This is a genomic window from Arthrobacter wenxiniae (assembly GCF_013376105.1).
In the GTDB taxonomy this organism is placed as follows: Bacteria; Actinomycetota; Actinomycetes; order Actinomycetales; family Micrococcaceae; genus Specibacter; species Specibacter wenxiniae.
Genome location: NZ_JAAMFM010000024.1, coordinates 45,055 through 71,857, shown reverse-complemented (window position 1 = coordinate 71,857; position 26,803 = coordinate 45,055). Strand labels below are relative to the sequence as shown.

General features: G+C 63.0%; 26 protein-coding genes and 1 pseudogene. 12 read left to right on the top strand and 15 right to left on the bottom strand.

The genetic code is table 11. From position 1 onward, the window contains the following. Positions 1 to 348: 348 nt before the first annotated feature. Together G6034_RS14630 and G6034_RS14625 are read left to right on the top strand one after the other, a co-directional pair. A pseudogene (locus G6034_RS14630) lies at positions 349 to 1,275 on the top strand (TadA family conjugal transfer-associated ATPase); the annotation flags it as partial. Between the two features lie 62 nt (positions 1,276 to 1,337). Continuing rightward, positions 1,338 to 2,717 carry a recombinase family protein gene (locus G6034_RS14625; protein ID WP_176635838.1) on the top strand — a complete coding sequence of 460 codons (1,380 nt, stop codon included), beginning with the start codon at positions 1,338 to 1,340 and terminating at the stop codon, positions 2,715 to 2,717. 770 nt (positions 2,718 to 3,487) lie between these two features. Here the strand turns inward: G6034_RS14625 and G6034_RS14620 are convergent. Continuing rightward, positions 3,488 to 4,267, bottom strand: a complete 780-nt coding sequence (locus G6034_RS14620; RefSeq protein WP_176635837.1) for a metallophosphoesterase family protein — start codon at positions 4,265 to 4,267, stop codon at positions 3,488 to 3,490. 283 nt (positions 4,268 to 4,550) lie between these two features. Here G6034_RS14620 and G6034_RS14615 point away from each other — a divergent pair, with 283 nt between their 5' ends. Beyond that, complete coding sequence (locus tag G6034_RS14615) at positions 4,551 to 5,966, top strand: hypothetical protein (protein ID WP_176635836.1); 1,416 nt, start codon at positions 4,551 to 4,553, stop codon at positions 5,964 to 5,966. Positions 5,967 to 6,011: 45 nt separating this feature from the next. Here the strand turns inward: G6034_RS14615 and G6034_RS14610 are convergent, their stop codons facing one another. The 10 genes from G6034_RS14610 to G6034_RS14570 form a co-directional block, all read right to left on the bottom strand. After that, the gene (locus G6034_RS14610; RefSeq protein ID WP_176635835.1) at positions 6,012 to 7,409 is read right to left on the bottom strand and encodes a hypothetical protein; all 1,398 of its coding nucleotides are present in this window, start codon (positions 7,407 to 7,409) and stop codon (positions 6,012 to 6,014) included. Then, entirely contained in the window at positions 7,403 to 9,880 is a 2,478-nt protein-coding gene (locus G6034_RS14605; RefSeq protein ID WP_176635834.1) for a type IV secretory system conjugative DNA transfer family protein, read from the bottom strand. The genes G6034_RS14610 and G6034_RS14605 overlap by 7 nt, the downstream gene beginning before the upstream one ends. A 1,665-nt stretch (positions 9,881 to 11,545) precedes the next feature. Continuing rightward, positions 11,546 to 11,671, bottom strand: a complete 126-nt coding sequence (locus tag G6034_RS20190; protein ID WP_281375491.1) for a hypothetical protein — start codon at positions 11,669 to 11,671, stop codon at positions 11,546 to 11,548. Beyond that, complete coding sequence (locus G6034_RS14600) at positions 11,668 to 11,937, bottom strand: hypothetical protein (protein ID WP_176635833.1); 270 nt, start codon at positions 11,935 to 11,937, stop codon at positions 11,668 to 11,670. The genes G6034_RS20190 and G6034_RS14600 overlap by 4 nt, the downstream gene beginning before the upstream one ends. Before the next feature lie 153 nt (positions 11,938 to 12,090). Beyond that, positions 12,091 to 12,714, bottom strand: coding sequence for an RES domain-containing protein (locus G6034_RS14595; protein WP_176635832.1), 624 nt, complete (start codon positions 12,712 to 12,714; stop codon positions 12,091 to 12,093). Further along, on the bottom strand, positions 12,711 to 13,466 hold the full coding sequence (locus tag G6034_RS14590; RefSeq protein ID WP_176635831.1) for a hypothetical protein: 756 nt from the start codon (positions 13,464 to 13,466) through the stop codon (positions 12,711 to 12,713). Before G6034_RS14590 ends, G6034_RS14595 begins: the two co-directional genes overlap by 4 nt. Positions 13,467 to 13,617: 151 nt before the next feature. Further along, on the bottom strand, positions 13,618 to 13,848 hold the full coding sequence (locus G6034_RS14585) for a hypothetical protein (RefSeq protein WP_176635830.1): 231 nt from the start codon (positions 13,846 to 13,848) through the stop codon (positions 13,618 to 13,620). 161 nt (positions 13,849 to 14,009) lie between these two features. Then, positions 14,010 to 14,399, bottom strand: a complete 390-nt coding sequence (locus G6034_RS14580) for a hypothetical protein (protein ID WP_176635829.1) — start codon at positions 14,397 to 14,399, stop codon at positions 14,010 to 14,012. Between the two features lie 130 nt (positions 14,400 to 14,529). Beyond that, positions 14,530 to 15,012, bottom strand: a complete 483-nt coding sequence (locus G6034_RS14575; protein WP_176635828.1) for a hypothetical protein — start codon at positions 15,010 to 15,012, stop codon at positions 14,530 to 14,532. A gap of 104 nt (positions 15,013 to 15,116) precedes the next feature. Beyond that, a complete protein-coding gene (locus tag G6034_RS14570; RefSeq protein ID WP_176635827.1) occupies positions 15,117 to 15,440 on the bottom strand; it encodes a hypothetical protein in 324 nt (107 codons plus the stop codon). Between the two features lie 86 nt (positions 15,441 to 15,526). On the opposite strand from G6034_RS14570, the gene G6034_RS14565 reads away from it, so the two are divergent. Further along, a complete protein-coding gene (locus tag G6034_RS14565; RefSeq protein ID WP_176635826.1) occupies positions 15,527 to 16,477 on the top strand; it encodes an IS1595 family transposase in 951 nt (316 codons plus the stop codon). A 233-nt stretch (positions 16,478 to 16,710) separates the two neighbouring features. Here G6034_RS14565 and G6034_RS14560 read toward each other — a convergent pair whose 3' ends face one another. Then, positions 16,711 to 17,940, bottom strand: coding sequence for a type II toxin-antitoxin system HipA family toxin (locus tag G6034_RS14560; RefSeq protein ID WP_218063937.1), 1,230 nt, complete (start codon positions 17,938 to 17,940; stop codon positions 16,711 to 16,713). Positions 17,941 to 17,963: 23 nt separating this feature from the next. After that, positions 17,964 to 18,257, bottom strand: coding sequence for a helix-turn-helix transcriptional regulator (locus tag G6034_RS14555; protein ID WP_176635824.1), 294 nt, complete (start codon positions 18,255 to 18,257; stop codon positions 17,964 to 17,966). Between the two features lie 366 nt (positions 18,258 to 18,623). On the opposite strand from G6034_RS14555, the gene G6034_RS14550 reads away from it, so the two are divergent. The 8 genes from G6034_RS14550 to G6034_RS14515 all read left to right on the top strand — a co-directional run bounded on the left by G6034_RS14550 (position 18,624) and on the right by G6034_RS14515 (position 24,390). Then, the gene (locus G6034_RS14550) at positions 18,624 to 18,983 is read left to right on the top strand and encodes a PASTA domain-containing protein (RefSeq protein WP_176635823.1); all 360 of its coding nucleotides are present in this window, start codon (positions 18,624 to 18,626) and stop codon (positions 18,981 to 18,983) included. 210 nt (positions 18,984 to 19,193) lie between these two features. Then, positions 19,194 to 19,649, top strand: a complete 456-nt coding sequence (locus G6034_RS14545; RefSeq protein WP_176635822.1) for an Rv1352/Rv1906c domain-containing protein — start codon at positions 19,194 to 19,196, stop codon at positions 19,647 to 19,649. Positions 19,650 to 19,735: 86 nt separating this feature from the next. Beyond that, positions 19,736 to 20,047 (top strand): hypothetical protein, encoded by a 312-nt coding sequence (locus G6034_RS14540; protein WP_246295979.1) that lies wholly within the window; start codon positions 19,736 to 19,738, stop codon positions 20,045 to 20,047. Between the two features lie 413 nt (positions 20,048 to 20,460). Continuing rightward, the gene (locus G6034_RS14535; protein WP_176635846.1) at positions 20,461 to 20,868 is read left to right on the top strand and encodes a 5' nucleotidase, NT5C type; all 408 of its coding nucleotides are present in this window, start codon (positions 20,461 to 20,463) and stop codon (positions 20,866 to 20,868) included. Positions 20,869 to 21,558: 690 nt separating this feature from the next. Further along, positions 21,559 to 21,840: a hypothetical protein gene (locus G6034_RS14530; RefSeq protein ID WP_176635821.1), complete on the top strand. Its 282-nt coding sequence runs from the start codon at positions 21,559 to 21,561 to the stop codon at positions 21,838 to 21,840. Between the two features lie 427 nt (positions 21,841 to 22,267). Then, positions 22,268 to 22,675 (top strand): DUF4113 domain-containing protein, encoded by a 408-nt coding sequence (locus G6034_RS20505; RefSeq protein ID WP_425485532.1) that lies wholly within the window; start codon positions 22,268 to 22,270, stop codon positions 22,673 to 22,675. 176 nt (positions 22,676 to 22,851) lie between these two features. Continuing rightward, positions 22,852 to 23,439, top strand: coding sequence for a hypothetical protein (locus G6034_RS14520; protein ID WP_176635820.1), 588 nt, complete (start codon positions 22,852 to 22,854; stop codon positions 23,437 to 23,439). A gap of 363 nt (positions 23,440 to 23,802) precedes the next feature. Continuing rightward, complete coding sequence (locus G6034_RS14515; RefSeq protein WP_176635819.1) at positions 23,803 to 24,390, top strand: recombinase family protein; 588 nt, start codon at positions 23,803 to 23,805, stop codon at positions 24,388 to 24,390. Positions 24,391 to 24,483: 93 nt separating this feature from the next. Here G6034_RS14515 and G6034_RS14510 read toward each other — a convergent pair whose 3' ends face one another. Both G6034_RS14510 and G6034_RS14505 read right to left on the bottom strand, forming a co-directional pair. Beyond that, on the bottom strand, positions 24,484 to 25,266 hold the full coding sequence (locus tag G6034_RS14510; protein ID WP_176635818.1) for a metallophosphoesterase family protein: 783 nt from the start codon (positions 25,264 to 25,266) through the stop codon (positions 24,484 to 24,486). Between the two features lie 407 nt (positions 25,267 to 25,673). After that, entirely contained in the window at positions 25,674 to 26,012 is a 339-nt protein-coding gene (locus tag G6034_RS14505) for a hypothetical protein (RefSeq protein WP_176635817.1), read from the bottom strand. Positions 26,013 to 26,803 lie beyond the last annotated feature (791 nt).

The following is a 26,803-nucleotide window of genomic DNA, read 5'->3' as shown; positions in this document are numbered from 1 at the left end:
TGCGTTCATCATCATAGATTATCCCATAAATTCACAGACTTTTCCCAGCTTCAGGCGCTATTTCCGCCCGCGCCACGTGACGTCGCGCTACCCGTCCCTCATTTTCCCTGGCATTTTCGGCCAGCATTTTCGGCCAGCATTTTCGGCCAGCGTTTTCGTCCAGCGTTTTCGTCCAGGCACGGCACTGCGGCCATGCCGATCCGGCCGCCACGGGCCGAGCCTGCGGACTGCCTGACCGGGCCGGCGTTGTCCACAACCGCGAAACTGCCTCTGGCGTGTCCTCCGTGCGCCGGGCTAGGCTCCACTGTCAAGGGGAAGCTAGCCGGACCCCGCGGGCGGAGACGCACTATGGATGCACTTGCTTTGGTTGAGGATGAAGTTCGCGAACTCATCCGGCGGAAGGGCCTTGACCCGTTGCGCCAGGGCGGCGAAGTCCGCAACCTGGTGGAGGCGGCCGTCAACGACTATGGGGAACGGTCGCTCGTGGGGGCCGTTCCGCCGCTGGCCCACGCCGGGGACGCCATGCAGCACGTGTACGACGCCGTTGCCGGCTTTGGCGCCCTGCAACCCTTCCTGGACGATCCCGACATCGAGGAAATCTGGATCAACGCGCCGGACGAGGTCTTTGTGGCGCGCAACGGCGAATCCGAGCTGACGTCCCTGACCTTCACCGGGCAGCAGGTGCGCGACCTGGTGGAGCGGATGCTGAAGAGCTCGGGCCGCCGGCTGGATTTGAGCAGCCCCTTCGTGGATGCCGCCCTGCCCGACGGCTCCCGGCTGCATGTGGTCATCCCGGACATCACCGCCAGCCACTGGGCCGTGAACATCCGCAAGTTCACGGCCCGCGCCAGCCGCCTGGAACATCTCGTGGAGCTCGGCTCCCTGACCCCGCAGGCCGCCCGCTTTCTTGGCGCCGCCGTCAGCAGCGGCTTGAACATCCTGGTTTCCGGTGCCACCCAGGCCGGGAAGACCACCATGCTCAACTGCCTCGCGGCCGGCATTGGCTCCCGCGAGCGGGTGGTGACCGTGGAGGAGATATTCGAGCTGAAGCTGCCGCTGCGCGACGTGGTTGGCCTGCAGTGCCGCCAGCCCAATCTGGAGGGCGCGGGGGAGATCCCGCTGCGGCGCCTGGTCAAGGAGGCCCTGCGGATGCGCCCGGACCGGCTCATTGTGGGCGAGGTCCGCGAGGCCGAAAGCCTGGACATGCTCATCGCCCTGAACAGCGGTCTGCCGGGCATGGCGAGCGTGCACGCGAACTCAGCGCACGAAGGGGTGTGTCATTCGTGACGTGTACCTAAACGACACCCGTCGTTGTGCGGGACGAATAGGACGTCACCATGGAACCAAGGAAAGAAGGGGCGGACGCGAGGGCCGCCATCTACACGCGCGTGTCCAAGGACCTGACGCTCGAGGGCCTTGCTGTCGGCCGTCAGCTGAAGGATTGCCTCGCGTTGGCAAGGCGCAAGGGCTGGCGCGTCTTGGATGAGAAGTTTGAGGACAACGACATCTCAGCAGCTGGTGGGAAGCACCGCCCGGCCTATCTTCGGCTGAGGGCTCTCATGGAAGCTGGAGGCGTGGATGTCGTGGTTGTCTACTCGGCTGATCGTCTTCATCGCAACCCACGTGAACTGGAAGACTGGATCGATCTCGCCTCGGCTACCGGCATAAACATCCACTCCGCCACCAACGGCCATATTGATCTGAGCAATCCAGACGGCAGAACGATGGCCCGGGTAGTGACGGCGTTCGCCGCTGGGGAAGTCGAGAAAACCAAGATGCGCATCCTCAGAAAGCACCTGGAACTTGCTGAAGCCGGCGCATGGCCGGGCCAAAAGTGCTATGGCTATACGGCAGACGCGCAGATCATCCCCGAGGAAGCCGCTGTCATCAGGGAGCTAGCGGCCCGTGTATTGCACGGAGAAGGCCTTAACGCGATTGCGCGGGATCTGGGCGCTCGGGGCATCCCAACGGCCCGTGGAGCGTCATGGAGGGCGGCGAGCATACGAAACATCCTGATGTCTCCTCGCATTGCGGGCTTGCGCGTGCATCGGGGCAAAGTCTCTGCCAAGGGACAGTGGTCGGCCATTGTCTCAGAAGAAACATCGCTGATGCTCCGGAATAGGTTTGCTCCCGGCAGAGCTACTGGTCAGATCGGCGGGCCCCGCAAGCATCTGCTGACGGGACTGCTGGTCTGTAGCAAATGCGGGACCGGCATGGTCAAGTGTGTCAACGGCAAGTCGAAGAAGGAGAGTTACCGTTGCCCACGAAACGTCGGCGCGGCGGCATGTGGAGGTACGACCATCGTGGCGGCCGAGACCAAGGCTTGGCTTGCTGAGGCCGCATTTCAATTTCAGGACGCCCGCGTTGTCGGCCAGACCGAGGCTACCTCGGAATGGCTGGAGCAGACGGGCGCCCTGGACGCCAGACTCGAGGAGATAGCGGCTGACTACGCAGTAGGGGCGATCGGCCGCTCTGAATGGCAGGCAGCTCGTGCTGCCATTGAGCGGGCGAAATCTGCTCTTCCCGTCCCTATTGTCAGGCCACGGGAACTCACGACTGGAGCCATGCTCCGATCCACTTGGGACAGCATGGCGGTTAGCGTCCAACGCGCCGTTCTGGATGACGTCTTCGTGAAGGTTGTGGTCATGCCTCGACGCCAAGCGACGGGAGCCAAATCGTTTGATGCCCGGCGCCTCGTACCTGAGTGGAAGCAGTAACGCAGGAAAGTGACCGCCGTCGTCGTTCGGGCCGCACAGAGCTTTCATGAAGCCGGAAGCAGAAGAAGTAAATGAATGGATCGCCCAAACGAGAAAAGTCCAGGGACTCAGCGGTACGGTAACGCTGGACCCGGGGCTGCACACCCGAACAGTTGCGGCTGTGGAACGTACACAGCAGCAAGAAAGAGACCAGATGCCGCAAGGGGCATAGAGCCATCCTATTTCCGTAGCGATGCGCCCAGATGCATCTGACCGCCCCCGAGCCGACGTGGACCACTCGTCTGCGTCCTCCGGCCGCGAAATCGCTACCTGGGCCCTTCTCGGCTCAGGCTGGTGGTCTTGGAGCCTGAGGTCAGACTGGGTGGTCGGCCATGGACGCAAAATGAGCTGGAAGGGTCGCCGGCTCGTCGCCTTCGGACTCGCATGCGCCGATACCTCGGGAGGCTCCGCCGTGCGGGCGGCCGTTCTCCGAATTGGCGGCGCCCGGCCCGGTTCGGGAACGCCAGCTGGCGGTTTCGTTCGGTGGGCTTGACGCCCAAAAGGCTTGTGGTGCACATTCCTGCTCTGAGGCGACGTGAGGCATGGTTGCCGACACGTCGTGGGTCTTCTTGCTGTGCCACCCCCCTAGACCGTCCCATGACACGTCCGTCGCGAGAGTCGCGGCAAAAATAATCAGCCTTGGACGGCGCTCTGCCTGCCGCGCGCACGCACCTGGAGTCGGCCGCCAATATCGGCCGGACAGCGGAGAGCGCCGCGTGCTGTGTGCGTCACTAGGTCTGGCTCCCACCAATGTGCAGCGTCTCGATGAGCAGCGGGCTGTCGCCAGTCCAAACAAGCACACCGTTGCCGGAGGGGGACTTCTCCATGTTGAGCACGTCAACCCGCGTTATACGCCCGTCCGGATGTACCAGCTCGTGGATGCGCCTTTGATGCCAGTGGCCACAAAAGACGTAAGGGACTGCAAGTGAATCGACTACCTGACGCAGCAGGAGCCGGGTTCGATCGGCCCGTTCCGCAAGTTCAGGTCGGAGCTGGAAGTCACCCGTCAACGGGACGCCTGCCGGGGCATCGTGGGAGATGAGTATGTCGAGCGGGCCGCTGGCAACCAGCTTCTCAGCCTCTCCCAGCGTGGGTTCCTCGTCCGGCCACCAGTCCTTGCCCTCGGTCCTGTGCTCGAAGTCAACACTGAAAGCGCCTCCGAAGCCGCCAACGGTCAAGTCCTCCATTGCGGTGCGGCCCCCCCTGGGCAGGACCTTGATATTGGACCGGAATGTCGCCGTACCGTCGGCTCCTACGGGCAAGGCAACCAGCGTCGGCCAGCAATCATGGTTGCCCCCTGACACTGTGAGGACGACACCAAGGTCCTCCAGATATTTGTTCAGTTTGGACTCGTAGCGTCCGCGCTTCGCACCAGGCCAGTCCAATCCGAAGTCACCAACGTGGAGCGCGCTACGGGCTCCTTCGCGTGCCGCTGACCGTACCGCGGTCAGGGCCCAGTTAAGGTCGCCGTGCCAGTCCCCGAAGATGGCAAGAGGCCTTGAACTCTGCATGGCACCACTACAAGGACATACGGCGGGGGCCACCTCGCCTGGCGTTTCCAGGTCTGTCGTCCGTGGGTGGCCGCCGCCGTTCAACTGGGCGCATAGGGGAAGTCGAGGGGCGGGTTGGAGCGGGTGTTTCCTAGTCTTCCGTCCGCGATGGTGGCCGTCGTTCGACTTGCCGCATAGGGGAAGTTGAAGGGCGCGCCGAGCTTCGCCGGGCCCCTCTGCCCAACGTCTGCAGCTTTTGTTGCAAGACCAGCCAGAGTCCGCTGTTCAACCAAGATGGATTCGATTGACGAAAGGTCAGCGCGAGTTGATTCGCAACATGATAACCAGTCTCGAAGTTGCAAGAGAGGCACTTGACGCCCTGGGGCTCAAGTACAAGCATCAAAATGGTAAGCTTCTCTCCCAGTGCCCGGCACACGACGACCAAGATGCCAGCTGCAGTATCGCCCCCGGGACGAATAACGAGCAGACCGTAGTAATAAACTGCTTCGCGGGCTGTGATTGGCGGAACATCAAACAGGCTTCGGAATCGGCCCTGGGGAACACGGGTGGGCCGTCGTTCACCCGCGGCAGCGTCCCGGTCGCAACCGGCTTCCCATCCAAGTCTGCTGCCCGTAAGAAGCCCGCCGTTGATCATGGGAAGCGCGTGGAGCAGGCGCGATACCCGTATCGACTTGAGGATGGTTCTGTAGTCTTCACTAAGATCCGGTACGCGTTCCCGAATTCGCCCAAGCCTGGACACAAGTCGTTCAATTTTCTGCCAAAAGATCAACAGGCCCTGAAACAGCTTCAAGCCGTTCGGGCTGTGCCTGTCTACAACCTTCCCGAACTCAAGGGTTGCATCGCCGAAGGTATACCCGCTTTGGCGGGTGAAGGTGAAAAGGACTGCGAGACTGCAAGGCAATATGGCCGGACGATGATTTGCGGACATGCAGGGGCTGCCCAGCGACTTCCTGAGGAGTACGTCGAGCAGATCCGTGGCTTGCGCCTGTTGTGGATTGTTCCTGACCTCGACTCCCCGGGCACCAATTATGGGCTGAACTGGGTGGCGGTCGCGAGGGAAGCGGACGTGCCGTTCCAGGTCATGCGGACGCCTTTGGAGGTAAAAGGCGCAGATCTGACAGACCACTTCCAAGCGCGACATGGGTGGGGGGACCTGCTCGATGTTACTGACGAGTTCTTGAAACTCGAAAACGCTGACATTGCACCTTTGGCTGACGCGATGCCTCAGGTAGAGGCTGTCACGCTTACCGAGTGTGAGGCCACTTACCGGACGTGGATGAGCAGCGCCTACGACATGTCTGTCGTTCATGCGAATCTGGCAGCCCGTGCAGCGCATGAGTTTGAGGGTGAGCCCGTCTGGCTGCTGACAGTTGACGGGTCGGCCAGCGGAAAGACAGAGGGAATAGCTCCTTTAGCCGCCACTCCGAATTCGATCATGGTTTCTGAAATCGCTTCACCCGGTGCGCTGCTGTCCGGCACGAGCAACTCTGAACGCTCTAAGGAGGCTACCGGGGGGCTGCTCAATCAGGTCGGTGCGGAAGGAACTTTGATTTTGAAGGACTTTACCTCGATTCTTTCGCTGGGAAGCGACGCTCGAGCGGCCGTCCTTGCTGCTTTTAGAGAAGTTTATGACGGCTCTTGGACCAGACAGGACCGCGCTGCAGCAGTTCAAGCCGGCCGGACTCTGGCTCACACTTGATGAGTCCGGCAAGCCAACTGAACGGCCATGGCCCGACGATTCGTCTCACCCTTCGACGCGGAGCCGGGCCGGGAGTTTCGCGTCCCCGCCGTTGCCGACCGCCGCCCCCAGTGGCCGGCCCTTGACCAGGTGCGGTTTGGCCGGTGCCGGGTGCGGTACGTCGACTCCGGCCCGGTCCATTGGCGAGCCGATCAGGTGCGTGTGATCGCCCTTGCGCATCCAGTGCGGGGTGGCCGCGAGCAGCTTGGAGTTCTCCAGGACCGCCGTCGCGTCGAAGGTGTGCCAGGGCGTGAAGTCGTAGTCGCCGAGCAGGTCGCGGGGAGCCCATTTGTCCGCGCCGGTGGCGTCGTTGGTGGCGAAGTCGGCGCGCAGGCCAAGGAACGCTTCGCTCATCAGGTGTCGTTCAGGGAACCATTCCTCCCAGTGGGCGACGCCAATGCGCGCAGCGGGGGAGTCCTGGCCGCGGCCCGGGAATTCTTTGAGCACCTGGGACACCTTTTTGTAGATGGCGTGGCGCGGGTCGCTGGTGCGGCTGCGGTCCCGGTTCGGGTGTGGGGCGGCGATGAACACGACGGTCAGCCCGGAGGTTTCCAGCGGCCGGGCGGCAATGAGTTCGGCCCAGCGGCGCACCTTGGCCTCAAAGGACGGCGAGGCCGTTGCGGTCAGCTCGAACGCGATCCGCAGGCCGTCGGCGCGGATGAGGGTGCCGTCCGCGCGGCGGTTGTCGGGCCGGGGAAGTTTCTTGCCGATCCCGGATCCGGCGAGCAAATCCACGGAGGAGAGCTGTTCGCCCATGACGGCGCCGATGGGCAGGAACTCCGCGGCGCGCAAGGCGAGCTCGACGGCGAGCACGTTGTGCCGGTCGTACTGGCCGCCGGCGGACCACGGCTGCGCGGCGGTGACGGAGAGCCATTCCGGTCCGGTGAGGGTCGGTTCGATGAGCCGGTCGAAGGTGTCCGAGGACGAGGGCCGGTACAGGGTCTGGCGCCCCAGGCCGGGGATGCCGTCGGCATAGTTGGAGAGGATGCCGATGTCGACCAGGTCCAGGGCGAAGGATGCCTGGATTTGGGAGTAGTCCGGATCGAGTACGAAGCGGGAGCCGGTGAGCGCCGCAACCTGTTCGGCGGTGGCGGTCCGCCAGGACTGCAGCACTCCCCAGGTTCCGTGCCGGTCGCCGCGGCCGCGGTTGGTGGTGAGAAGGCGCATGGCTTCGGACGGGTCCATGAGACGGCGGGCACGCTTGCGCACCTGCCCGCGGTTCTGCCGGGTCCGGACGGCGTGGCCGGTGGACCATTGGGCCTGTGATCCGGGCGCCCAGAGTTCGTCCCAATAGGGGTCGGCCCGGTGGTGCATGGCCAGGTCGTCGTCGGGGTTGGCGGAGGGCATCATCTCGGCGTGGATGCCGTCGTCGACCATGCGGCGTTGGGGTGCGATGGCTACCACGGGTAGGCTCCTGCGGGTTCATGGGTGTAGCCCTGGGCGGCGGCGTAGGAGGGGATGTCTGCTTCAAAGTTGGGGAGCTTGACGATGAACGCTGACTGGCGGCGCTGTTCGACTTCGGAGCGGACGACGACGTGATACGGCTCGAGGTGCTGGATGTCCTCGGTGGTCCATTCCCCGTTGGAGCCGACGTTTGCGGCGACCTCGGAGGCGGTGGTGACGTCGGTCTGGGCGAAGGAGATCAGGGTTGAGTATGTGAGGAAGTTGTTGCGCAGGGCGGCGCCGAGCTGTTCGGGGCGCTGGGTGGCGAGCATGGCCCGGATGCCGTAGGACCGGCCCTGGTCGCGGATCCACCCGACCACTTCCGGGGAGGTGCCGGCGAGGAGGGAGAGTTCGTCGGCGAAGATCGACACGGACCGCCCTGCCTCCAGCCAGCCGGAGCATATGCGCTTGAGGGCGTTCTGCAGGGAGAACATCAGCAGCGAGGAGATTTGCTGGTTCTGCTGGTCGTCCAGCAGCGCCCCTGACGGGGAGGAGCCGGTGTTGATGACGACGGAGCGGTGACCCTCCAGGATGTCCGTCCAGCTGACCTTTTTCCGTGCCGGGCTCCACCAGTCCTCCAGGATCAGCAGCTGCTCGAACTTGTTCCGGGGCGGTTCCAGAAAGGACCGGCGGGCCGATTCGGTGCGGTCCTCGAACAGGGAGGAGATGGCGATGTACGCCTGCTCCAGTTCCTCATCGGGGGTGCCGCGTTCGCGCAGCTTGATGCCCAGGGCCTTGATGCCTGTGGCGAGCTGGACAGCGACCTTGTCGGAGGTCCCGGCGAGCAGCTGGTAGGCGTAGAAGATCGGGGACATGCCGTGCTTGAGGATCCGGTCGTCCCGGTCCTCGATGGAATCCAGCACCCGCTCATCGACGGACATGGCCGCGGTCAGGACGGACACGATGGTGGGGAAGGACCGGTCGCCGATGGCGTCGTTGCCGAAAGTGTACTTCATCGCGTTGGTGAAGAAGAGCGCCTTGGCCGCGTTGTCGCCCGGGACGGCGAACAGGTCGATGCCCCGGGTGGCGGGGTCGGCGACGTCGATGGTGAGGATCTTGTCGCCGAGGGCGTGGGCCCAGTGGACATACTTTTCAACCCCGTCGCCCTTGGATTCGAACGCGATCAGGGTGTTGCTGGTGCCCGGGTGGCCGGGCTTGCCGGAGGGGTTGACGCGTTCCAGGCAGTGCCAGCCGAACAGGGAACGGACAAGTAGACTTTTTCCGCTTCCGGGCTTGCCGACGATGGCCGTCCCCATCCGGAGATCATCCGCAGACAGGTGGGCGGAGCCGTCGTCGTTCGTGCCCAGCATGGGGCCGATGGGTTGCAGCATGGCCGGGGGAGTGGACCGGGCCCGGGTGGCGGCGACACCGGAGACGGCGCCGGCGTGCGGGGAGACCATGCCGACGACCACGTTGGGTCCGACCATGAAGGCATCCGGTGCCAGCGGGTAGTCCCCGTCGGAGGCGGGCACGTATTTTTCGAAGGGGACCCTCTCGCCGTTGATGTTCCGGTGACCCTTGATGGTGCGTTCCTTCCGCGGCGGCCGCGGCTTCCCGCGACGGGTCGGCGGCGCCGCAAACAGCGGGGCGGCCAGGCGGTTGCGCAGCTTCGTCTCCGGGGAGGCGATGCGACCGGTCAGCGCGGCCAGTCCGAGGAGGACGGCGAGGCCGGAGAGTGCATAAAGGGCGGCCGCGGCCGTGGCCGGGAGGAACTGGGCGTACTCGGCGGGGATGTGCGGCAGGCCCAGGAGGGCGGCCGCGGCCGCGGCCAGGCCGGCCGGAAGCCCGGCGAGGAAGCGGTGGTGTCGCGGTGCGAAGCGCACGCCGGAGTCCAAGTCGAAACCGGGCAGGCCGGCGGTGACCTGGGAGAGCAGTGAGGTCACTTCGTCCCTGGAGGAGGCGCCTTCGGTGATGGAGACGATGACCGCTGTCGGGGAAGTGGAGTGATGGGTCGGGACTGCGGTGCCGAGACGGTTTCCCAGCCAGGGCGTGTAGACCTTCCGCTCCTTGTTGGAGGGCTTGCGCATCGTGACGGCGACCCAGGAACCTTCCGGCAGCGCGTTGGCAAGCAGCCGCGGAAGTTCGGTCGGGTCGATGCCGGACTGGGTTTCCCGCAGCGCCGGGGACGGCTTGTAGTTCAGCGTCCCGATGGCCGGGGTGTCGCCGAGGTCCTCGGGCATTTCGGCTTCCTCCGCGCGGGCGCCGACGGTGTGCGCCAGGTGCAGCGGGGCGTTCGTTCCGAGGGAGGCGGCCGGCAGGATCAGGTAGCCGTTCAGTCCGGTCTTCTCACGCCGGGTCAACAGGGTGGCCTGCCCGGTGTTGGTCGCGGCGGAGGCGAACGTCCCGGCCCGCTGCGTGAAGGTTGTGGGGTTTGTGTCGATTCCGCCGGATCGTGACAGCCGAAAAATGCGTTGCTCCATACCCAGGAACATGCGTAGTTTCGTGCATGTCGGCCCTGCCGACCCGGTTAGGCGGATTTCGGCGTTCTGGGAGGCCCAATTTGTCTGCCAGAATCCCGTTATCCCGCCACGCCGGGTTGAAGCCCGCGCCGAGACTTCCCCTCTGTACAAATGGTGCAACACCAAGAGACGTCACCGGGCTGCGCCTGCGTTTTGAGGGCCTCATGATGGACCGTCAGGTCTTTCGCTTCTACATCTTCTGTGTGCGGCTCCCTTTCAGAAGTGACAGCCGTTCTCCGAACATTCCAGCAAAAACTTTTCGGCGGTCCCGTGTCATTGTTTTCTCACCGCTGGTGTCGCCTGCGGCGGGCCTTTACCACGCCTGCGGCGGGCAGCGGGTGCCTGGGGGGTGTGGTTGTTGGGGCGCCTGTGGTGGTGGCGGGGTTGGCCTGCGGCCGGCGGGTGGGTGTCTTGCGGACTTGGAGGGTTGGTGGAAGTCGACGACGTGGTGGGGGCTGCGCCCCGGGTTGTGGGTGGAGAGTCGGTGGGGGGATGTTGGTCGTGGGGGATGCCTGCGGCGCGGGGGCTGGTGCGTAACGTTGTGCATGATGTTGCCCCGCCCTGGTGGACGTTTTGCTTCGCAGTGTGCTTTTCCGTGGACGGTTTGTGTTCCCGGCTCATTTGTTCGCCGTGTCTCCCACCGGCGCGGGACGCGTGTTGTCCACTTCGTGTGCCGGGCCGTGAACATTTCGCCTCCTTGACGGTGGCGCAGCCACAGCGAACCAGCCCGTGAACCACGACGAGAGACGCCCCGGGAACCGCCCGCCGCAGGCGCCATCACCGCCGGAGCCGCAATCAACGCCGTCTCCCACCGGCCCGGGGCGCAGCCCCTGCGGGAAACAATTCGTCCACCAGCATGAACAACGAGCCGGACCTCAAGGGGCGCAGCCCCGTCGAACACCATGAAGAACAACGCCGTCAAAGAGGGACGCCGAAACAGCCGCCCCGGCCCAGGAGGAAGCCGGCGGCGCAGCCACCGGCAGGCAAACACACCGTGAACCAGAACGCCCAACACACCGGAGCGCAAACCGCCCGCCGCAGGCGACACCAACGGTGAACCAACAAACCAAGGAGGGTGCCACCCGGCCCAGGGCGGAGCCCTGAGAACACCATGCCGCGCAGCGGACAGAGCACCAGGTGACGCAGGAACCAGGAAGACGCAGCGAAACGGGGACGCAGGAAGCGAAGCGACGGAGACCCCGGAGAGCGGAAGAGACAACACACCGGCCGCGCAGCGGCCAGAACCCCAAGAAGGAAACAGGACGGGAGACAGGACGGTAAACAAGACGGGCCGTGCGCAGCACGGACGCGGAGCGCAGCGCAGCACGAGAACCACGGCGTGAGACAAAGCGGGCGGCGAAACGAGACACGGGCGGTGAGCGCGCGCAGCGCGCGAGGCAGCTGGCCGCAGGCCAGGGAAACACAAAGAAGAATCACTCAGCGGAGAACAAAGCGATGGACTGGATGGTCAACGAAACGGGAAACACCCAGGGGCGAGGGGCGAAGCCCCGAGTCCCTCTTAATATGCCAACTCAGCTGCTGCCACCAAAACTTTCTGACTGTCCCGGGTCGCGGATACCGCCGGCCCGACACATCGCACCACCTGAGGGCGGCGCGGGAAGGGAACAGGTGTAGGAGCTATCGCCGGCCGGAGTTGGCGCCGGTGGGGGCGATGCGCGACATCATCTGGACGTGCGTGTATTCGACGGAACGGCCGAGGACGACGTCGCGGCCGGCGGAGTCTTTGCCGCGCAGATCCATCACGTCGGGAACAGGATGCGGATCTGCACGTCGGCGCCCTGGACGTTCTTGAACTCCTCGGCGGCGGTGTACGCATCGGCGTAGGAGACGAACCTGGCCCACGAGCTAAACCGCGGGTGCACGGTGCCGACGTCGAAGAATTCGCCGTCACCGAGCCGGACCACGAACGGGGCGATCTCCTGATCCGGGTGGGCGGCCTGGATGGTGGCGACGTCGGGGTAGATCCTGCCACCGTTCTTGAAGATCGACTTGCCGACCGGCAGGTACACGGCACCGGTGCGCGCGGCAGTCGGGGACGGTGCGGGGTCGCGTCCTGGATGGCGGCGTGGATTTTATCGTCGGTGAAGGCCAGAGGAGGGTGTTGTTCTTCATGGGCTTCATGTGTGCGGAGAGAACAGCTGCCCTTCCCGGCACCCGGCACTTTAGGAGTGCACGAGTACGTCGACATGCAGGGGTGCGCAGAAGCGGATCAGCCAGTCCAGGTGCTTGCCGGCGGTATAGACCTGTCCGTAGCCGGGGTATATCGGCAAATCGGAGGGAAGCACCCTGTCGCCAAACAGCACGTAGGCGCGGTCTGTGTTGCAGCGCCGGCTCATCCATGCCGCACCATCGAAGCCGGCATCGTAGGCTGCCTGGGCCCAGGCCACCGTGCGGTCGTAGGTGGTGGGCGGGGTGTCGATGAGTTCGGACTGTTCAATTTTCAGGGCTTTGAGTCCCAACCCCATGAACGAGGCCAGCTTCAGGTCACGGCCCACTGTAAGGCGGGCGCCGACCTTGTTCCGATACGCCCTGGGCCGCAGGAGGCCGCCGGCCTGGGGAATGTCGTGGAGCAGGCTCTCGCAGATCGCCGCCTCAATGGTCTGGGCACCATACAGGACCGGAATGGTTGGCGTGCCGAAGAACGCAAAGCGGGTCCGGCCGCCCAGGCCAGGATTGAATTCGTTCACGCGTCGGTCGTTGCTGGCCACACGATACAGGTCTGTTCCGGCGTGTAGCGTGAATTCAAGGGGCTGGAACGGTTTGGGCGGGTCGGGGACGCCCGTCACCACGAGATCGTCTCACTGTCCACGAGCTTCTGGACGATGGACGGATCATCGAGGAGGTGGTCGACGGGGAGACCGTCGTCGAAGTAGCGCGACGGGGTGCACAGCCAGAAGACCAGGTCCTCGTCATCGATTTCGTTCGCCCGTGCAGCCTTGATGAGCTCGGGGATGGCAGCGTGAACGGCTCCGGCCGTTCTGTCGAACTGGAACCCGGGGTAGAGGAACGCGTTGGTCCGTTCGACCCCGATGAGCTGGCCTTTCTTGCGCAGGCTAGAGGCCAGGCTGCGGTTGCTCGTCTTCGCGCCCAGCAGCTTCGCCACGTCGGTGCTACCCAGCAAGCCCCACCGCCGCTCAATGGTCGTCCACAGGTTTTCGGTTGCCTGAATGGCCGAGGCAAGGGGCGGACTTGTCTCCACCTCCAGGGCAGCGATGGCGGGCCCGAGCGCGGAGACGCTGCGTTCCATGTTCACGAGGTCGGCAAGCTGGCGCGGGAAGATGTGCCCTATGGCGTGGAAATCCCGAACCATATTGTCGGATACGAAATCATCAAGGCCTTCGAAGACGGTTACCCCTTTTTGGGCAATGATTTGTCCGGCTACCTTGTCGGCCAAGGTGGGGCCGACAAAAAGGTAGACGCAACGTTCAGGGTGTTCCATTGGGGGAAATCCCGCACCCTTGGCAAGATAGACGACGCGCCAGCCTTCGGGGAGCTCACCGGCTACCCCAGGGAGGGTTTTGCTAACTTTCGCATCCATGGTGGTCACCCTAAATTGACGTTTCTTACATTCTACGCCACCGTCACTTCCGTAACAATGGTCCGGCCGCGCGCCGCCCCGATCAACTACGCCACCGCGTGTTCTCCCTCAAACCGGACCATTCCACCGGCGCCCTGCACCTGGTGCTGGGCTACGCTGCCATGGATTCGTACGAGGAGATGAACGTGGCCGGGTGGATGAGCACTTCCCCGCCCTGTTCGGTGCCGGGTTCAATGGCGCGGATGCGTCCACCCTTGGCGCCGGAGCCGATGCTGACGCTGCGGGCCTTGGCGAAACTGGAGAGCTGGTGGACCGGGTCGCCTTCCCGGTGGGAGGCGGCGCGGACGGTGAAGCTGTACCCGGCCGGGATGTCCAGGAGCACCTTGGCGACATCCAGGCCCTTCGGTGTCGCCTCGAGGGCGGACCGGTAATCGAGGTGGAAGTCGCGTTCGGCGGCGGACAGGTCCTACACGGTTTCGTCGGGCAGGTGATGGGTGTAAAGAGTGTAGGTCATGTACCCCCATGTGTGCGGGCCGGACCGTTTCAGTCACCGGGCCGGGCCAGGGACGGATGGGGTCCTCTCCCGGTCAGCACCGAGCTCGAGCGCGCGGTCACGAGGCCCGGGGCAAGTGTGACGCGATGGAAGTCGACCGCGTCGATGGAACCGCCAGCGGCGATCAGTTCCTCCAGCAGGGAGTGCAGCTTCACGCCGACCTCAACGGCGTCGACATGCCGGAGCGTTTCGGTCCGGGAGATGGCAATGCCCTTGAGCAATGCCTCCCGGACCACTGAGACGTCGCGGAACGATGCCGGGGCGCCCGCAAGGGTCGCCACCTGTGCCGGGTTTGGGGACAGGGCCGCTGTCATGCGGCCATCGGTGTGCCGCACCTCGGAGAGGTACAGGGGAGCCGCGTGGTCGGGAATGATCTTCATGGACCCCATGTGTACGGCACGACTCAATGGTCTGGCCGCTTCGTCAGCCAGCTCGCTGTTGGCAATAAAGAACCACGGGCGTGCTGCCCGGCATGGGGGCTCGCCCGTGATTCTTTATTGCGGTGCAGGATTAGTTGAAGCCCTCGAAGGTTGACGTGCGAAGCTCAAGCCCGGCTTGAATATCCTGTTCCGACATCTCATGGTGGCCCAGCTTGTCGCCGAGCTCAATGGTGTAGAACTTCAGGCCGGCCGGGACGCCGTCGATGGACATCTGGTAGTCGCAGAAGTATCCGTTTGAGGCCCGGGGCGCCATGACGCCATGACTCAACTTGCCCATGGCGACCGTTTCGCCTTTGGCCTTGATGCGGACCTCAAAGCCTTCTCCGAGTTGCTCCACATTCCCGGTGTCACAATTTTCTCCTTCGGCCCATCGCGGCACGGTCTGATCCCTCAGGAGTGCCTTTGCGGTGAACGTGCCTGCCCCACCTGCCGGCGCGGAAGCATTGCCGGACGACCCGCATCCTGTCAGCGATACGGCGAGCAGGGCCGACGAAATAAGTGACGCGGTAATAATTCTCTTCATGAAATTGCCCCCTGGAGTGATGATGTTCAAACGAAATCATTTTGCCATGTACGCGACCGCTCCCTGGCACCCTCATCCCGGTCCGGCGATGTCCGAGGACACTGCGCAGGGAGGTCGGTGCGCTGGCCGACGGACTACCGTTGAGCGTCGGGAAGCAGATTGACATCCTCCCGGTCGGCCATTTCTGCGGTGACTTTCCACGCCCGGTCAGGGTCGTCGGCGTCCTGGAACCAGAACTCGCCGATGAGCGGATCGCCGGTCAGGTAGGAATAGCGGTTGAGAACCTGGTCGTGGCTGCGGTGCACAAAAATTTCCACGCCGTCCTCCATGAGCAGGTTCTGCTCTCGTTCCTCATCAAGATGGAGGGCATAATCCGGCTCCCGGGTCCTGGCGATGACCTCGCAGGAGATTTGCGTGGAGGAGACTTCACGCTCGAAGCCGTCGGTGTCAACGGCCATGATGGTCTCGGTGACCGCACAAATCCAGGCGCTCCGGGATAACGCCCGTAGTGCGTATCCGGTTAGCTCAGGTGTAGTTTGGCTGTATGCCACGCCCAGACTTCCCAAAGACAATTCTGGAGTTCCAAGCCAGGTTCGGTGACGAACAGGCTTGCCTGGACTATCTATTAGTCTGCCGGTGGCCCGAAGGCTTCGTGTGCCCGCGATGCCAGGGGCGCAAGGCGTGGCCGGTGACAACGCGGGCGCTGTGGGAATGTGCTGACTGCCATCGCCAAACTTCACTCACGGCCGGGACGGTGCTGCACAAGACCCATCTGCCGCTCCAAACCTGGTTTTGGGCGGCTTACCTGATGACCACGAGCACGCCCGGCATCTCCGCGGTGCAGCTACAGCGCCAGCTCGGCCTCAGCCGCTACGAGAGTGCCTGGACGATGCTGCACAAGCTGCGCCGTGCCATGGTCAATCCCGAGCGCACCTTGCTGACGGGGGAGGTCGAGGTTGATGAGTGCGAGGTCGGCGGAGTGGAAAAGGGCCGCAGCGGCGGACGCAGCCGGATAGCCAAAGCGGCCCATGTTGTTGTTGCTGTTGAGGTCCGCGGGCAAGGATCCGGGCGCATTCGCATGCACGTCATCCCGGATGCCTCAGGACCGACGTTGTACAACTTCGTCCATGAGACCGTGGCACCTGGAGCGGTTGTCCACACGGACGGATGGGGCCCGTATGTCCTGCTCGCGAAGAAGGGTTATGACCACCGGCCACGATCCCAAAGGGCGGCCAAACGCACCGGAAACACGGAGCCCGTCATGCCGCGTGTTCACAGGGCCATCAGCGACTTCAAATCCTGGCTGCGAGGCACCCACCGCGCCGTTAGCAAGGAACACCTGCAGGTTTATCTGGACGAATTCGTCTTTCGTTACAACCGCCGGCGTTCACCGATGTCAGCCTTCCAAAGCCTGCTCGGGCTCGAGTCGCACCATGAACCCACAACCTTCCGGGAAATCGTGGCACAGGGACCCGGCACCACACGGGCAACCTGAGCTAACCGGATACGCACTACGCCCGTTACCGGGCACTGCCCAGAGGGTTCCGGTTCGAATGCACCGACTGCGGCGGCGAGTTCGAAGACACCAGCGAAGGAATTCACGTTGCTGCACGCTGCACATCCCTTGGAATACGACGTCAGGGGCGACCGGGGTGAATGCTCAGCGGGCACTGGGTGTGCTCGGCAAATAGTTCACACAGATCATGCGCCAGACAGACATCGTGCCCTTCACCGGCGCAGCGAGGCGGCGGCTCTTCGCTGGTCCGTGTCATAGGCCATGGCCATCAGGGCGATCTCCGGCCCCGGCAGCCCGACTGACCGGGCCAAGGTTGCCCACCCGCTGGTGGTTTCCTCAACGTCAAGGATGATCTGGCGGGCGCGGGCCTCGGTGAGCCGGTAGTACCCCGCTGTGGAAAGCAAAAGTCCGATGTCCGCGTCGTCGTCGTCGAACTCAATGGTTGTACTGAGTCGGCCAGGAGAGTGCGGTGCCGGGTTCAGGTCGAAGGCGGGGGAGAGTGTCCAGCCGTCGCCCTCTGGTCGCAGGAATCCGTGGTTGCGGAGGTGATCATCCGTGTTGGACGTTAGGATATTGAACGCGATACGGGTGAAGAGCTCGCGCAGGTCCTCGGTGGCCCGGACGGAGTGCGATTCGATGACGTCGACGATCTCTAGGTAGCTGCGCTGCTCACCGTCGTCGGACTCCAGCATGGTCAGGGCGCTCGCGAAACCGACTCGCTGCCCGTGGATTCGGTCGAATCGTTCCACCAGGAGAATCGGCCGCCCCGCTGCTTCCACGAGCTGGTAGGGAGCGACCGAGATGCCGCACCGTACGGCTAGGTCCAGCTCGAGGTTTTCCCAGCGCATGACGTCCCACTCGTCGCTGCCTTTCCGTGGGAACTTGGCGATGGCAAGCCGGCCCCCGGGCATGATGACGGAAGCCTTGGGGCGCGCGCCGCCCAGGGAGCCGCCGGCGTCCATGAGGTCGCGGATGTCCTGGTTGACAGGTTGTTCAGCGTCCAAGCGGTCCACGGCTCCCAACAGCCGCCCCAACTCGACCAGGTGGGGTACGGCATGTGCGTGGTTGGAGAGGAATCCTCCTCCGACTATGTCCCGGTAGCGGATGGCGCCTTGACGTACGTCGTCGCGCACTCCCAATAGGAAGTCGGCGGGCAGAAGGGTCCTCGGTGTTGAGCTGGTTCTTTCTGCGCGATCCCGCTCCTCACGGCGGAGGAGGTTCTTGCCCCATCGGTCCGGGGCGCCGTCTGAGAAGGCGTTGAACATGGCTTGCCCGGGTCGGGTTTGAAACACGCCGGTGCCCAGCGGCAGGGCAGGGTCGAGTGCGTAGGACCCCTTTTCGGCCAGATATTCTTCGGCGTATCGGAACGTGGCGCTCTGCTTGCCGCGATGGTGGAACCACAGCGTGCCGGCGATTCGGGTTGTTCCGGAAATGTCCACCATAACGTCAACCTGGCTGCGCATGGTTAGCCCCGCACCCGTTTGGGCAGCGCTTCGTCCATGCGCAGTTTCCCGACGTCGGTGCTGTAGGGGTCCAGGGAGTCGACCATCGTGTCCATGATCCCCAATGAGCGCAGCACCCTCAGGAGGGCTTCGGAGCTGGTGCTGGCCCCGTTTTCGAGGGCGCTCAGGGTGGATCTGGAGACGCCAGCCCGGTCCGCGAGCTGTGCGGACGTGATGCCTTGCAGTTTGCGAGTCGTTGCAATGGAAGTTCCGAGTTGCCGCAAAGCCCTGACAACAGGGATAGGAGTGCGATGCATTGCCATGTCCTTTCTCTTACGTATAGAATATCAGACAGTACCGGGTATAGCGTTAGGCATTCTGCACGTAATTTACCTGAGCTTTTCTTACCGCCCTACGTTGTCGAGCAAGTCGAGGACTTTCTCGATCGCCGTGGTGCCTCGCACTCGTCACAAAATGGCGTTTTCGCACGGTCCTTCATCGGTACGGGGCCCCAATTACCTGCGGGGTGAATGCTCCGCTAAAGTGACGATCAGCCGCACCTCAGCGCCCCCGCAGTCATCACCTGCGAGAGGCCAAATCTGCACAGCTGCCCGTCCTTCGGCACGCCAGCTTCGACGGAACATCTGAGGGGCCGGTCCATCACCACGCATCAAGGGGGAACCATGAAAAAATTGCTCGTACCGCTTGCCCTGACGGCATTGTTTCTCGCCGGCTGCGGACAGACGACCGCCCAGGTTGCGCCCTCATCATCCGCGACCAAAACGGCCCTGGCAGCGACGGCGCTGCCCGACATCGAGGGACAGCCGTACGCGAAGGCTGCGGCCGCACTGTCGGCAGCGAGAATCGACTACCGCGCCGTGGGCCCTGATGGATTGACATGCATCAACCGGCCCGACGACAACGCGGCGATCTCGTCGATCAACTTCACCACCGGTCAGCCAGTCCCAAAGGGCTCGCCGGTGATCCTGACGATGGATCAGTCGGAGGCCGACGTGGTCAGCGCCCTCGTGCAAAGCGCCTAGGCAGCCGATCCGTCCTCCCGCTACGAGTTCAAATGCTCCACGACGGGAAGCGTCTACACCGACGACGGCGCCCCGACGTTCCATGCGGTCGAGGACATTTGGAAGGACAAGGACTTTAAGTCGTTCCAGAGCTGCAGCATTTCGATTGCCGGGGAAGACCCGCTGTCGTTCAGCTCAGCCGCCATCGATCTGACCCCGCAAGAGAAATCAGTGACAGCAACGGTAAAGAAGACCAGCGATGTAAGTGAGCTCATCTACGCCTACGGGGAGGTGCTCCAGGCCTGCATGCAGTCTCCGAGAATGGCTTGGGACCAGGTCTCCTCGGGCAAGGACCACATCCAGGCAATCGCCAAGGCGTCGGTCAAGATGTGCCCGAAGGCCCCGTTCATTGCCGAGCTGCAGCGGATAGCCGATGGCATCCCGCCAGCCGCCATGGACGACGGCAAATACGTCGTGGGCAAGACCATCCAGGCCGGCACCTACCAGGTTCAACTCCCGGACGGTGCCAGCGGAGTGAACGACTGCTATTGGGAGCGCACGGACGCGACGGGCGGCACCATCGAGAACGACTTCATCACCTTTGCCCCGCAAGGCCCGTCGGTCACGGTCTACGATGGCGAAGGCTTCGTCTCCCAAAGCTGCGGCACCTGGAAGAAGATCGGGTAGGCCCGCGATGCGGGCAGTAGCCGGGACGGAGATCACGTTTCGCCCCCACGCGAAAGCTGCAAGCAACCGCCAATGCCGGCTTCGACATGGAAAGTCTGGGTGGTTCCATCGGCGACGCCCTGATCGAGAAGGACCTGGTCAAGGACGTCGGTGACCTGTTCGCCCTGATCGAGGACCAGCTTGCCGGCGTCGACATGGGCGAGGCTTCCACGGGTGGAACCCGCACCCTGGGCCAGAAGAACGCGGCTAAGATCATGGACGAAGTCGAGAAGGCCAAGTCCCAGCCGCTAAACAGGGTCATCATCTCCCTGTCCGTGCGGCTCACCCGGCGCACATTCGGGCGCCGGCTCGCGTCCCAGTTCGAGACCGTGGAAGCGCTCCAGGCCTTCAGTCCGTGAAACGTGGGATTCCTCCGCCACCCGGATCTCCAACCTCATGGCGGTGGCCGGCCACCGCCCAGATTCCGACGACTTTGAGGACGACGACCATTCCGCACGTGGCGGGGACGATGACTCCGGGTTCGGCCTGTCCAGCAATTTCGTCTGGGCAATGGGCAAGGACGACTGAGGCCCAGCAGGCACACCTTCAAGTTCCTTCTCTGTGGTGGGTCGGGTGGCAGCCAGGTAGGGCTTCCTGCCCAGTCCATTGATTGCCTCTTACAGATCTAAATGCCAGATGGGAGCGACATAAGGAACATAAGAAACATAAGAAACAAAAAGCTATAAAAGCCGAGGTCATTAATGCGCACCTGGACACTGACGAAGGCACCTTGGCTAGGTGCGTGGGTCAATAGTCGGTTAGCGGTAAGTCGCTGATTTTTGGTTTAGAACGCCACCCGGACCTGTACCGTGACCTGGAGTCGTATCCGTTCTCTGTCGAAACCATCGTGGAGATGGTTGACGATGGCTGGGACGCCTTTCACTGCTCCACCCCGACGTGGACGAACCCGGGGTGTGTTCCGGGAAAGCTGGCCGCCATCGACCAGCACTTCGGGCCGACATGGGTGGACAAGCTCATCCTCACCCACGACAAGACCCTGGTCCAGGGGGACGTCCTGATCGACGACAAGGGGGTCATCACCGGCGCCGCGGTCCCGACGTGGAAGCACCTGATGCACGACCAGGCCCACAACCGGTCCGTGACCGGAACGCCGCGGATGACCGACTGGCGCGAACGGCGGGGACACGTCTACCCGTTGCTCTGCGCCGTCGGCGTCTAAATCGGCCGGGGACCGCATCGCTTCCCCGCGGTGCGGTCCTTCCTTTTTGCCCAAAAAGGCTCAGGCATCACTATCGAATCAGGTCCGCCGGGACGCTCAAAAGACCTTTGGGGGCGATGCTGGGGCTGCGGAGTCCCGTTTCGAAAAGCACCGTGGAAACGAAAAATGGCCCCCAATGGGGAGCCATGTGATAACCCTCGTCACTGGAGGTCGGTATCGTTCCTCAGGTTATCACATGAGGAAAAATCCGCCGTCTCTCATTTTAGCGCCCGCTCCACCGCTAAAACGCCAGGATCAGGGCTGAACCTACCGCCGGTAGGGCGTCCGGACACCCCTGCATCCCAGTGTTGGCGCGGAACTTGCGCCCCGGAAGGCCCTCACCCTACCTACCCGGCCGCGGAGGATAGGACATCTATGAGAGAAAAGTACTCTCTTACTAAGAGGGAGGGGTCCTATAGGGGGAGAGAACATAGGGGCCCCTTTATATATATCTATCTTTTAAGTCGTTTAAGTAGAGTAGTAGTAGTAGGGGCCCTATATTCCCAGCCATTCCGCGGAATTTCCCACCCGACCAGGTGGTAGGGTCACGGTCGTTTCGTGCGGATGGCCGGCAGGGCGGCAAATTCACGCACACCGCCCGTCCAGGGGTGGCTGCGGCTCCTTTTGGCGCCAGCCGCACACATAGCTGGCATGACGACATCTCAGAACCGGCAGCCCAAAGGGATCATCACCGGCGGGCAGTTCGCCCCCGACATCCACACGGAATCAACCCTCCTGCTCGACCCGGCCGGGCGCCCCGTGTCCCTGGCCCCCGGGGACGGCGACACCTTCCCGGAGCTGGCCGACGGCGAAGTTATCGAGACCCTGAACGTGAGCCGCTCCGATGAGGGCTATTGCGTATCTCTAGCCAAAACGGTGAACATCGAGGACGTCATCACCGACGCGGACCCGCGTCCACACGGTGTGCTCTGAACGGTTGGCTGGAGGACAAATTTGCCGTCATCGAGGACTTCCTCCTCGAACGTTACGACGCCGACAGCACCACCGAAGACAGCTCGGAGGAAGTGGTGCTGGAATGCACGGCCAGATCCCCGACGGCCCGCTGACCGAATGCTGACTACTTGACGCAGCTAGGCATTTTACCCGAACATCTCGTTATCCTGACCGCGGCAAGATGGACTCATCTTTGCCGTACAAGGCGGAATTGATAGAGCTCGTAAAAGGCTCTGAACTCCATCTCGGTTACAGCGCAGGGTGAGAGACCGCAGTTTGCTCATTTCTCCGTCTCTCAGCAACAATGGATGTATTGCCCCTCTGGGTCTCATAGCACCGAATAACCCTGAAGGACTCGACAGAGACTGAGCCTTCCGCGGACCTTGCAGCCCTGACGGGCGTTACCTTGCGCCAACCCTTGGCGTCACCTTCTACCCTGGAGGGCTCGACAGAGACTGAGCCTTCCGCGGACCTTGCAGCCCTGACGGGCGTTACGTTGCGCCAACCCTTGGCGTCACCTTCTACCCTGGAGGGCTCGACAGAGACTGAGCCTTCCGCGGACCTTGCAGCCCTGACGGGCGTTACCTTGCGCCAACCCTTGGCGTCACCTTCTACCCTGGAGGGAGACATCGAGAATCCGCATGAGCAACGGCGCATCGGCCAGCTGCTCGAGGACGCCTCGAAGAAGTACAGGCGCGAGAGCATCGGTCTGGGGGCTGGCGGCATCGAGGGCTGTCCGGACTGGATCACGAAACGGGAGATACTCTCGCCCTGTTACACCACCCTTGGGACGAACTACCCATCGCCAAGGTAACATGAGCGGGCGCGCCAGCTGGAGCTTGGTCGACCGTGTGGACGCCGCCCCCCAGTTGCTGCCATGGGCGATTCAGGTTCGGACTCGGACGTAGGAATATCCGTTAGGGTTGGGCCGGTATACCGTGTCGCGCTAGGCTGAGGCCAAAACAGGCACCGGTGGGAGGGACGGGAACAATGGTGGACCTTGACGACGGTACCCGCCCAGAAGGCCACGCCCAGCCGGAAGAAGGCGCCCACCCTGAATGGGACCTGTTCTACGCACGAGGCCTGTCCGGGGCGCGGATCGCCGAGGTGACTGGGACGCCGATCGGCACGGTCAAGCGTCACCTGGAGCGGCGGCGGGCGGTTGACCCCGGGCTGGATGTTGAACACAACGCTGTCCTCCGGAGGCCGAGCAAACGATGGCTGCTTCGCTTGGCCGAGGTGTTGGCGTTTATCAGGGTGTATGACCGCTATCCGATAATCCACAGTGGTGAGTGGGGCGAGGCATCGCTATACGTTTGGCTGGCAGAGCAACGCCGTGCCTTCCTGGCGCAGAATCTTTCGTGGCGGAAGGCCGAGGTGTTGGGGGATTGGGTGACCACGGACCGGGAACGGGTCGATGACGAGCGGTGGCGGCAGCGTCTGGGTGAGACCGTGGACTTCGTCGCGGCGGAGGGGAGGCTGCCGCGGCACCGGATGTCGCAGTCCGTGTCCGAGCATGTGCTGGGGATTTGGATGCAGACGCAGGGGATTGAAACGCACCATGGCCGACGGCCCTAAATGAGGCCGTGCCGGGGTGGCGAAAGAGCCGGGACCTGGATCCGTGACATGGGGGCATGGATTAAGGGCGGCGCCATAGATGACTTCCTGCTTCATTGTGGCACTGAGCCGAACGATTTAGACACGACTACGTACGTGAATCTTCAAGGTGCGGGGAAAGTCAGTCCGCTGGAACTTCAGGCCATGGTGGGACGTGGCTTCTTTGGTTGACAATGGGCGCGTAAGTCGAGGTGAACGTGTCAACTCACACAGGACGTGTCCATCAGGGTATACCTGATAGAACAACCCCAGGATGGTCAAGAACTCGTGTCATTCGGGGTCGGGTTGGACTGTGGTTAGACGCAACCGATGGAGGGTCTAGACATGGCTGGACGCAACGGGCAGGTTGTTGGTTATGTGCGAGTGAGTGCCGCGGACCAGAACGAGGCACGCCAGCTCGAAGCGCTCGGTCTTGTGGACAGGCTGTTCGCCGAGAAGGTCAGCGGCAGGCAAACTGACGACCGGGTGCAGCTTCAGGAGATGCTTATCTACGTCCGTGACGGGGACACGGTTCGGGTGAAGTCCCCTGACCGCCTGGCGCGGTCCACGACGGACCTTCTTGCTCTTGTTGAGCAGCTTAAAGCCAAGGGTGTCGCCTTGGAGTTCATCGATAACCCGGCACTGAATACTGACACGCCCCAAGGGGAGTTCATGCTCACGGTGTTGGCTGCCATTGCGCAGTTGGAACGGAAGACCATCCGAGAGCGTCAGGCCGAGGGCATTGCCATTGCCAAGAGAAACGGCGTCTACCACCGGGGGCCAAAGCTTGCGCCGGCACAGGTCCAGCTCGCAAGGGGACGGATTGGCCAAGGCGTGCCCAAGGCAAAGGTGGCGCGGGATCTCGGCGTCTCGCGGCAGACGCTGTACGCGGCTCTGAACGGCAGCGGAAAGTACACACCGGTGAGCTCATGAACAAGCTTCACGGAGATGCACTCGATCCTAACGCGTCAGCCTGTTGAAACTGCTAAACCGGCGTGTCCAGATATATGCCGCGTGTTGGCGGGACTATTGTCGCTTGGTACCGCTGATTTCGAGTGGATCGATACGAAGAGGGGACAAGCTAGGCCAAACGAGGACGCCGTTCCCGTGGCGCGAGTTTTCTTTGTTTAATACGTCTACGCGAGTGATCGTTCCATTTGGATGATTTAGCTCGTATGTCCTGCGCTGGTGCCAGTGTCCGCAGAGCAGGTGGGGAACGGACGTCGAGTCCACAACCTCTCTGATGAGGGTCCGGGTTCTTTCCGCGTCCTTGGCGAGTGCCTCGCTGAGGTGGAAGTCGCCCTTGAGCGGCACTCCTGCAGGCGCGTCATGGGTAATGAGGATGTCCAAGGGGCCGCCCGCTACAAGTGCTGTGGCTTCCTCTTGCGTCGGTTCTTCGTTGCGCCACCAATCTTTGCCTTCGGTTCGTTGCTTGTAGTCGACGCTGAACGCACCGCCTAAGCCACCAACGGCCAGACCTTCGAGCATGGTGCGGCCGCCCCGGGGCAGGATGCGGATGTTGGATCGGACAGCGGCGAGCCCGTCGATGTCGACGGCAAGGTTTGCGAGGGTGTCCCAGTTATCGTGATTGCCTCCGGAGACGACAAGCGTGAGTCCCAGATCCACTAGGTATTTGTTCAGCTTGGCCTCAAAGCGGCCGCGTTTTCGACCTGGCCAGTCGAAACCAAAGTCACCGACGTGAATCGCTGTGTGGGCACCTTCACGAGCAGCAGACCCGATGGCTGTCAGAGCCCAGCCTAGATTGCCGTGCCAGTCTCCGAAAACGGCAATGGGGCGAGGATCAATCATTGACACAGCATAGAATACTTGGTTTGGAACCTATCGATGGGGTGAACCATATCGGCCAGAGCATACCCTGTTACCGTTTTAACCCCTTGAACGAATAAGATTTGCCGTTGCTGGCCTGTTGGTCTTGGCATGATTGGAACCCCAGTCGTCAATGATCCGGAGGAGTCACTGGTATTCGATAGGCACCACGGGATCGGCGCCCTCCGTGCCAACAAGGCGACCACCCCCATCCTGTGTCTGGGCTGCGGGAGATCATGGACATCGACACCGGCGCCGAAGGCGGGGCGGGCCACGAGACGTTCATCGGCCATTTGATGGAAGTCCTGCTCCCGTTCAACGACAAGTTGGACCGGCTGGCCGGACCACCGTTCTAACACGCGGTTGGGTCGGCGCTAAGGGTCGAAGTGCTACGTGCCGCACACCTTTTCGACCTCAGTATGACCTTCGATCTGGAGGTTCCAGAGTTCGTCGGAGCTCCCGCTATTGTTGTCGATGATCATCCGGTCTGCCTTTGCCAGCTTGCCGAAGGCCTCATGAAGTTTGCCGTCCGTGCGGCCTGCCCAGTCCTCGTAGTATTTCACCGAATACTTGGAGCCTTGGGCTGGGGCGAGCCCATTGGGGTAATTGCTCTGCATGTCATGCCAGGCGTTGCATGCTTCGTCGACGCTCATCGGCGCCGGCCCGCACGCCACCAACATGAACGTGGCCGCAATGATGGCCGCGGCGGACCGCAGTCGAGACTTCATATCCCGTTGTCCTCTCCTCAAGTGGTTGCCTGATCATACCCAGTAGGGGCCGTGCGCCGCGGCGGCGGGACCAGCACAGGTTTCTACGATGTTGCGCCGGTGGGTAGGTTCACGAGGTCCTGTGCGAAAAGCTGTTCAGCGGGGGTGTGGGCATTGCCCCAGCACAGGATGCCATCGTGGAGGTGGAGCACGTCCTCAGCGGACTCGGCATCCTCCTGGATGGCGGGTTGCTCGGCGGGGAAGATCTTGTCGACTGCCCCAAAGTTTCCTTTGGGCTTGGAGAATTTGGTGCCGGCAAGTTCCAGCCCCGTGGCATGTGTCTTCCCGTTGGCGCCTGGACGAAGGGCCCGACTCTGCGATAGCGGTGGAAGGTCCCACCCGGCGTGACATTAATTTCGCCGAGAAGCCATATCTCTCTGGCCAGGATGACTTTGGGAAGGGCATTGCCGCCGAAATCCCACACCCGCTCCTTGAGCTTCACCAGCGCCGACTTCTGGCTCCGGCGCTTCTCCAGCTCGGCGACAAGGTCACGCCTAAGCTCCTTCAGGAGTGCGACCGCCAGCTTCTGCTGCGTTTCCCTGGTCTGCTTTTCGAGAGCCTGCTTGCCCGCGGCAGTCCCGGAGGCACCATGGGTGATGAACCGCTTACGGCGTGTCGCAGACGGCGTCGCCCCAGCCCCGGACACCCACAAAATGGCTCACAGTCCCAGGCCGTAGGCCCCCGCCATCGTGATAATAAACGACGATGAAAGGTCAGACGGAGATGACGGTGAAGCCGTGTCAACGCCAAGC

Excerpts from the sequence above, each read along its gene's own strand:
- G6034_RS14625 (WP_176635838.1), top strand. The coding sequence starts at position 1,338 with ATGGAACCAAGGAAAGAAGGGGCGGACGCGAGGGCCGCCATCTACACG.
- G6034_RS14620 (WP_176635837.1), bottom strand. The coding sequence starts at position 4,267 with ATGCAGAGTTCAAGGCCTCTTGCCATCTTCGGGGACTGGCACGGCGAC.
- G6034_RS14605 (WP_176635834.1), bottom strand. The coding sequence starts at position 9,880 with ATGTTCCTGGGTATGGAGCAACGCATTTTTCGGCTGTCACGATCCGGC.
- G6034_RS14590 (WP_176635831.1), bottom strand. The coding sequence starts at position 13,466 with ATGGATGCGAAAGTTAGCAAAACCCTCCCTGGGGTAGCCGGTGAGCTC.
- G6034_RS14580 (WP_176635829.1), bottom strand. The coding sequence starts at position 14,399 with ATGAAGATCATTCCCGACCACGCGGCTCCCCTGTACCTCTCCGAGGTG.
- G6034_RS14570 (WP_176635827.1), bottom strand. The coding sequence starts at position 15,440 with ATGGCCGTTGACACCGACGGCTTCGAGCGTGAAGTCTCCTCCACGCAA.
- G6034_RS14565 (WP_176635826.1), top strand. The coding sequence starts at position 15,527 with ATGCCACGCCCAGACTTCCCAAAGACAATTCTGGAGTTCCAAGCCAGG.
- G6034_RS14560 (WP_218063937.1), bottom strand. The coding sequence starts at position 17,940 with ATGGTGGACATTTCCGGAACAACCCGAATCGCCGGCACGCTGTGGTTC.
- G6034_RS14555 (WP_176635824.1), bottom strand. The coding sequence starts at position 18,257 with ATGCATCGCACTCCTATCCCTGTTGTCAGGGCTTTGCGGCAACTCGGA.
- G6034_RS14550 (WP_176635823.1), top strand. The coding sequence starts at position 18,624 with ATGAAAAAATTGCTCGTACCGCTTGCCCTGACGGCATTGTTTCTCGCC.
- G6034_RS14540 (WP_246295979.1), top strand. The coding sequence starts at position 19,736 with ATGGAAAGTCTGGGTGGTTCCATCGGCGACGCCCTGATCGAGAAGGAC.
- G6034_RS14530 (WP_176635821.1), top strand. The coding sequence starts at position 21,559 with ATGACGACATCTCAGAACCGGCAGCCCAAAGGGATCATCACCGGCGGG.
- G6034_RS14520 (WP_176635820.1), top strand. The coding sequence starts at position 22,852 with ATGGTGGACCTTGACGACGGTACCCGCCCAGAAGGCCACGCCCAGCCG.
- G6034_RS14515 (WP_176635819.1), top strand. The coding sequence starts at position 23,803 with ATGGCTGGACGCAACGGGCAGGTTGTTGGTTATGTGCGAGTGAGTGCC.
- G6034_RS14510 (WP_176635818.1), bottom strand. The coding sequence starts at position 25,266 with ATGATTGATCCTCGCCCCATTGCCGTTTTCGGAGACTGGCACGGCAAT.
- G6034_RS14505 (WP_176635817.1), bottom strand. The coding sequence starts at position 26,012 with ATGAAGTCTCGACTGCGGTCCGCCGCGGCCATCATTGCGGCCACGTTC.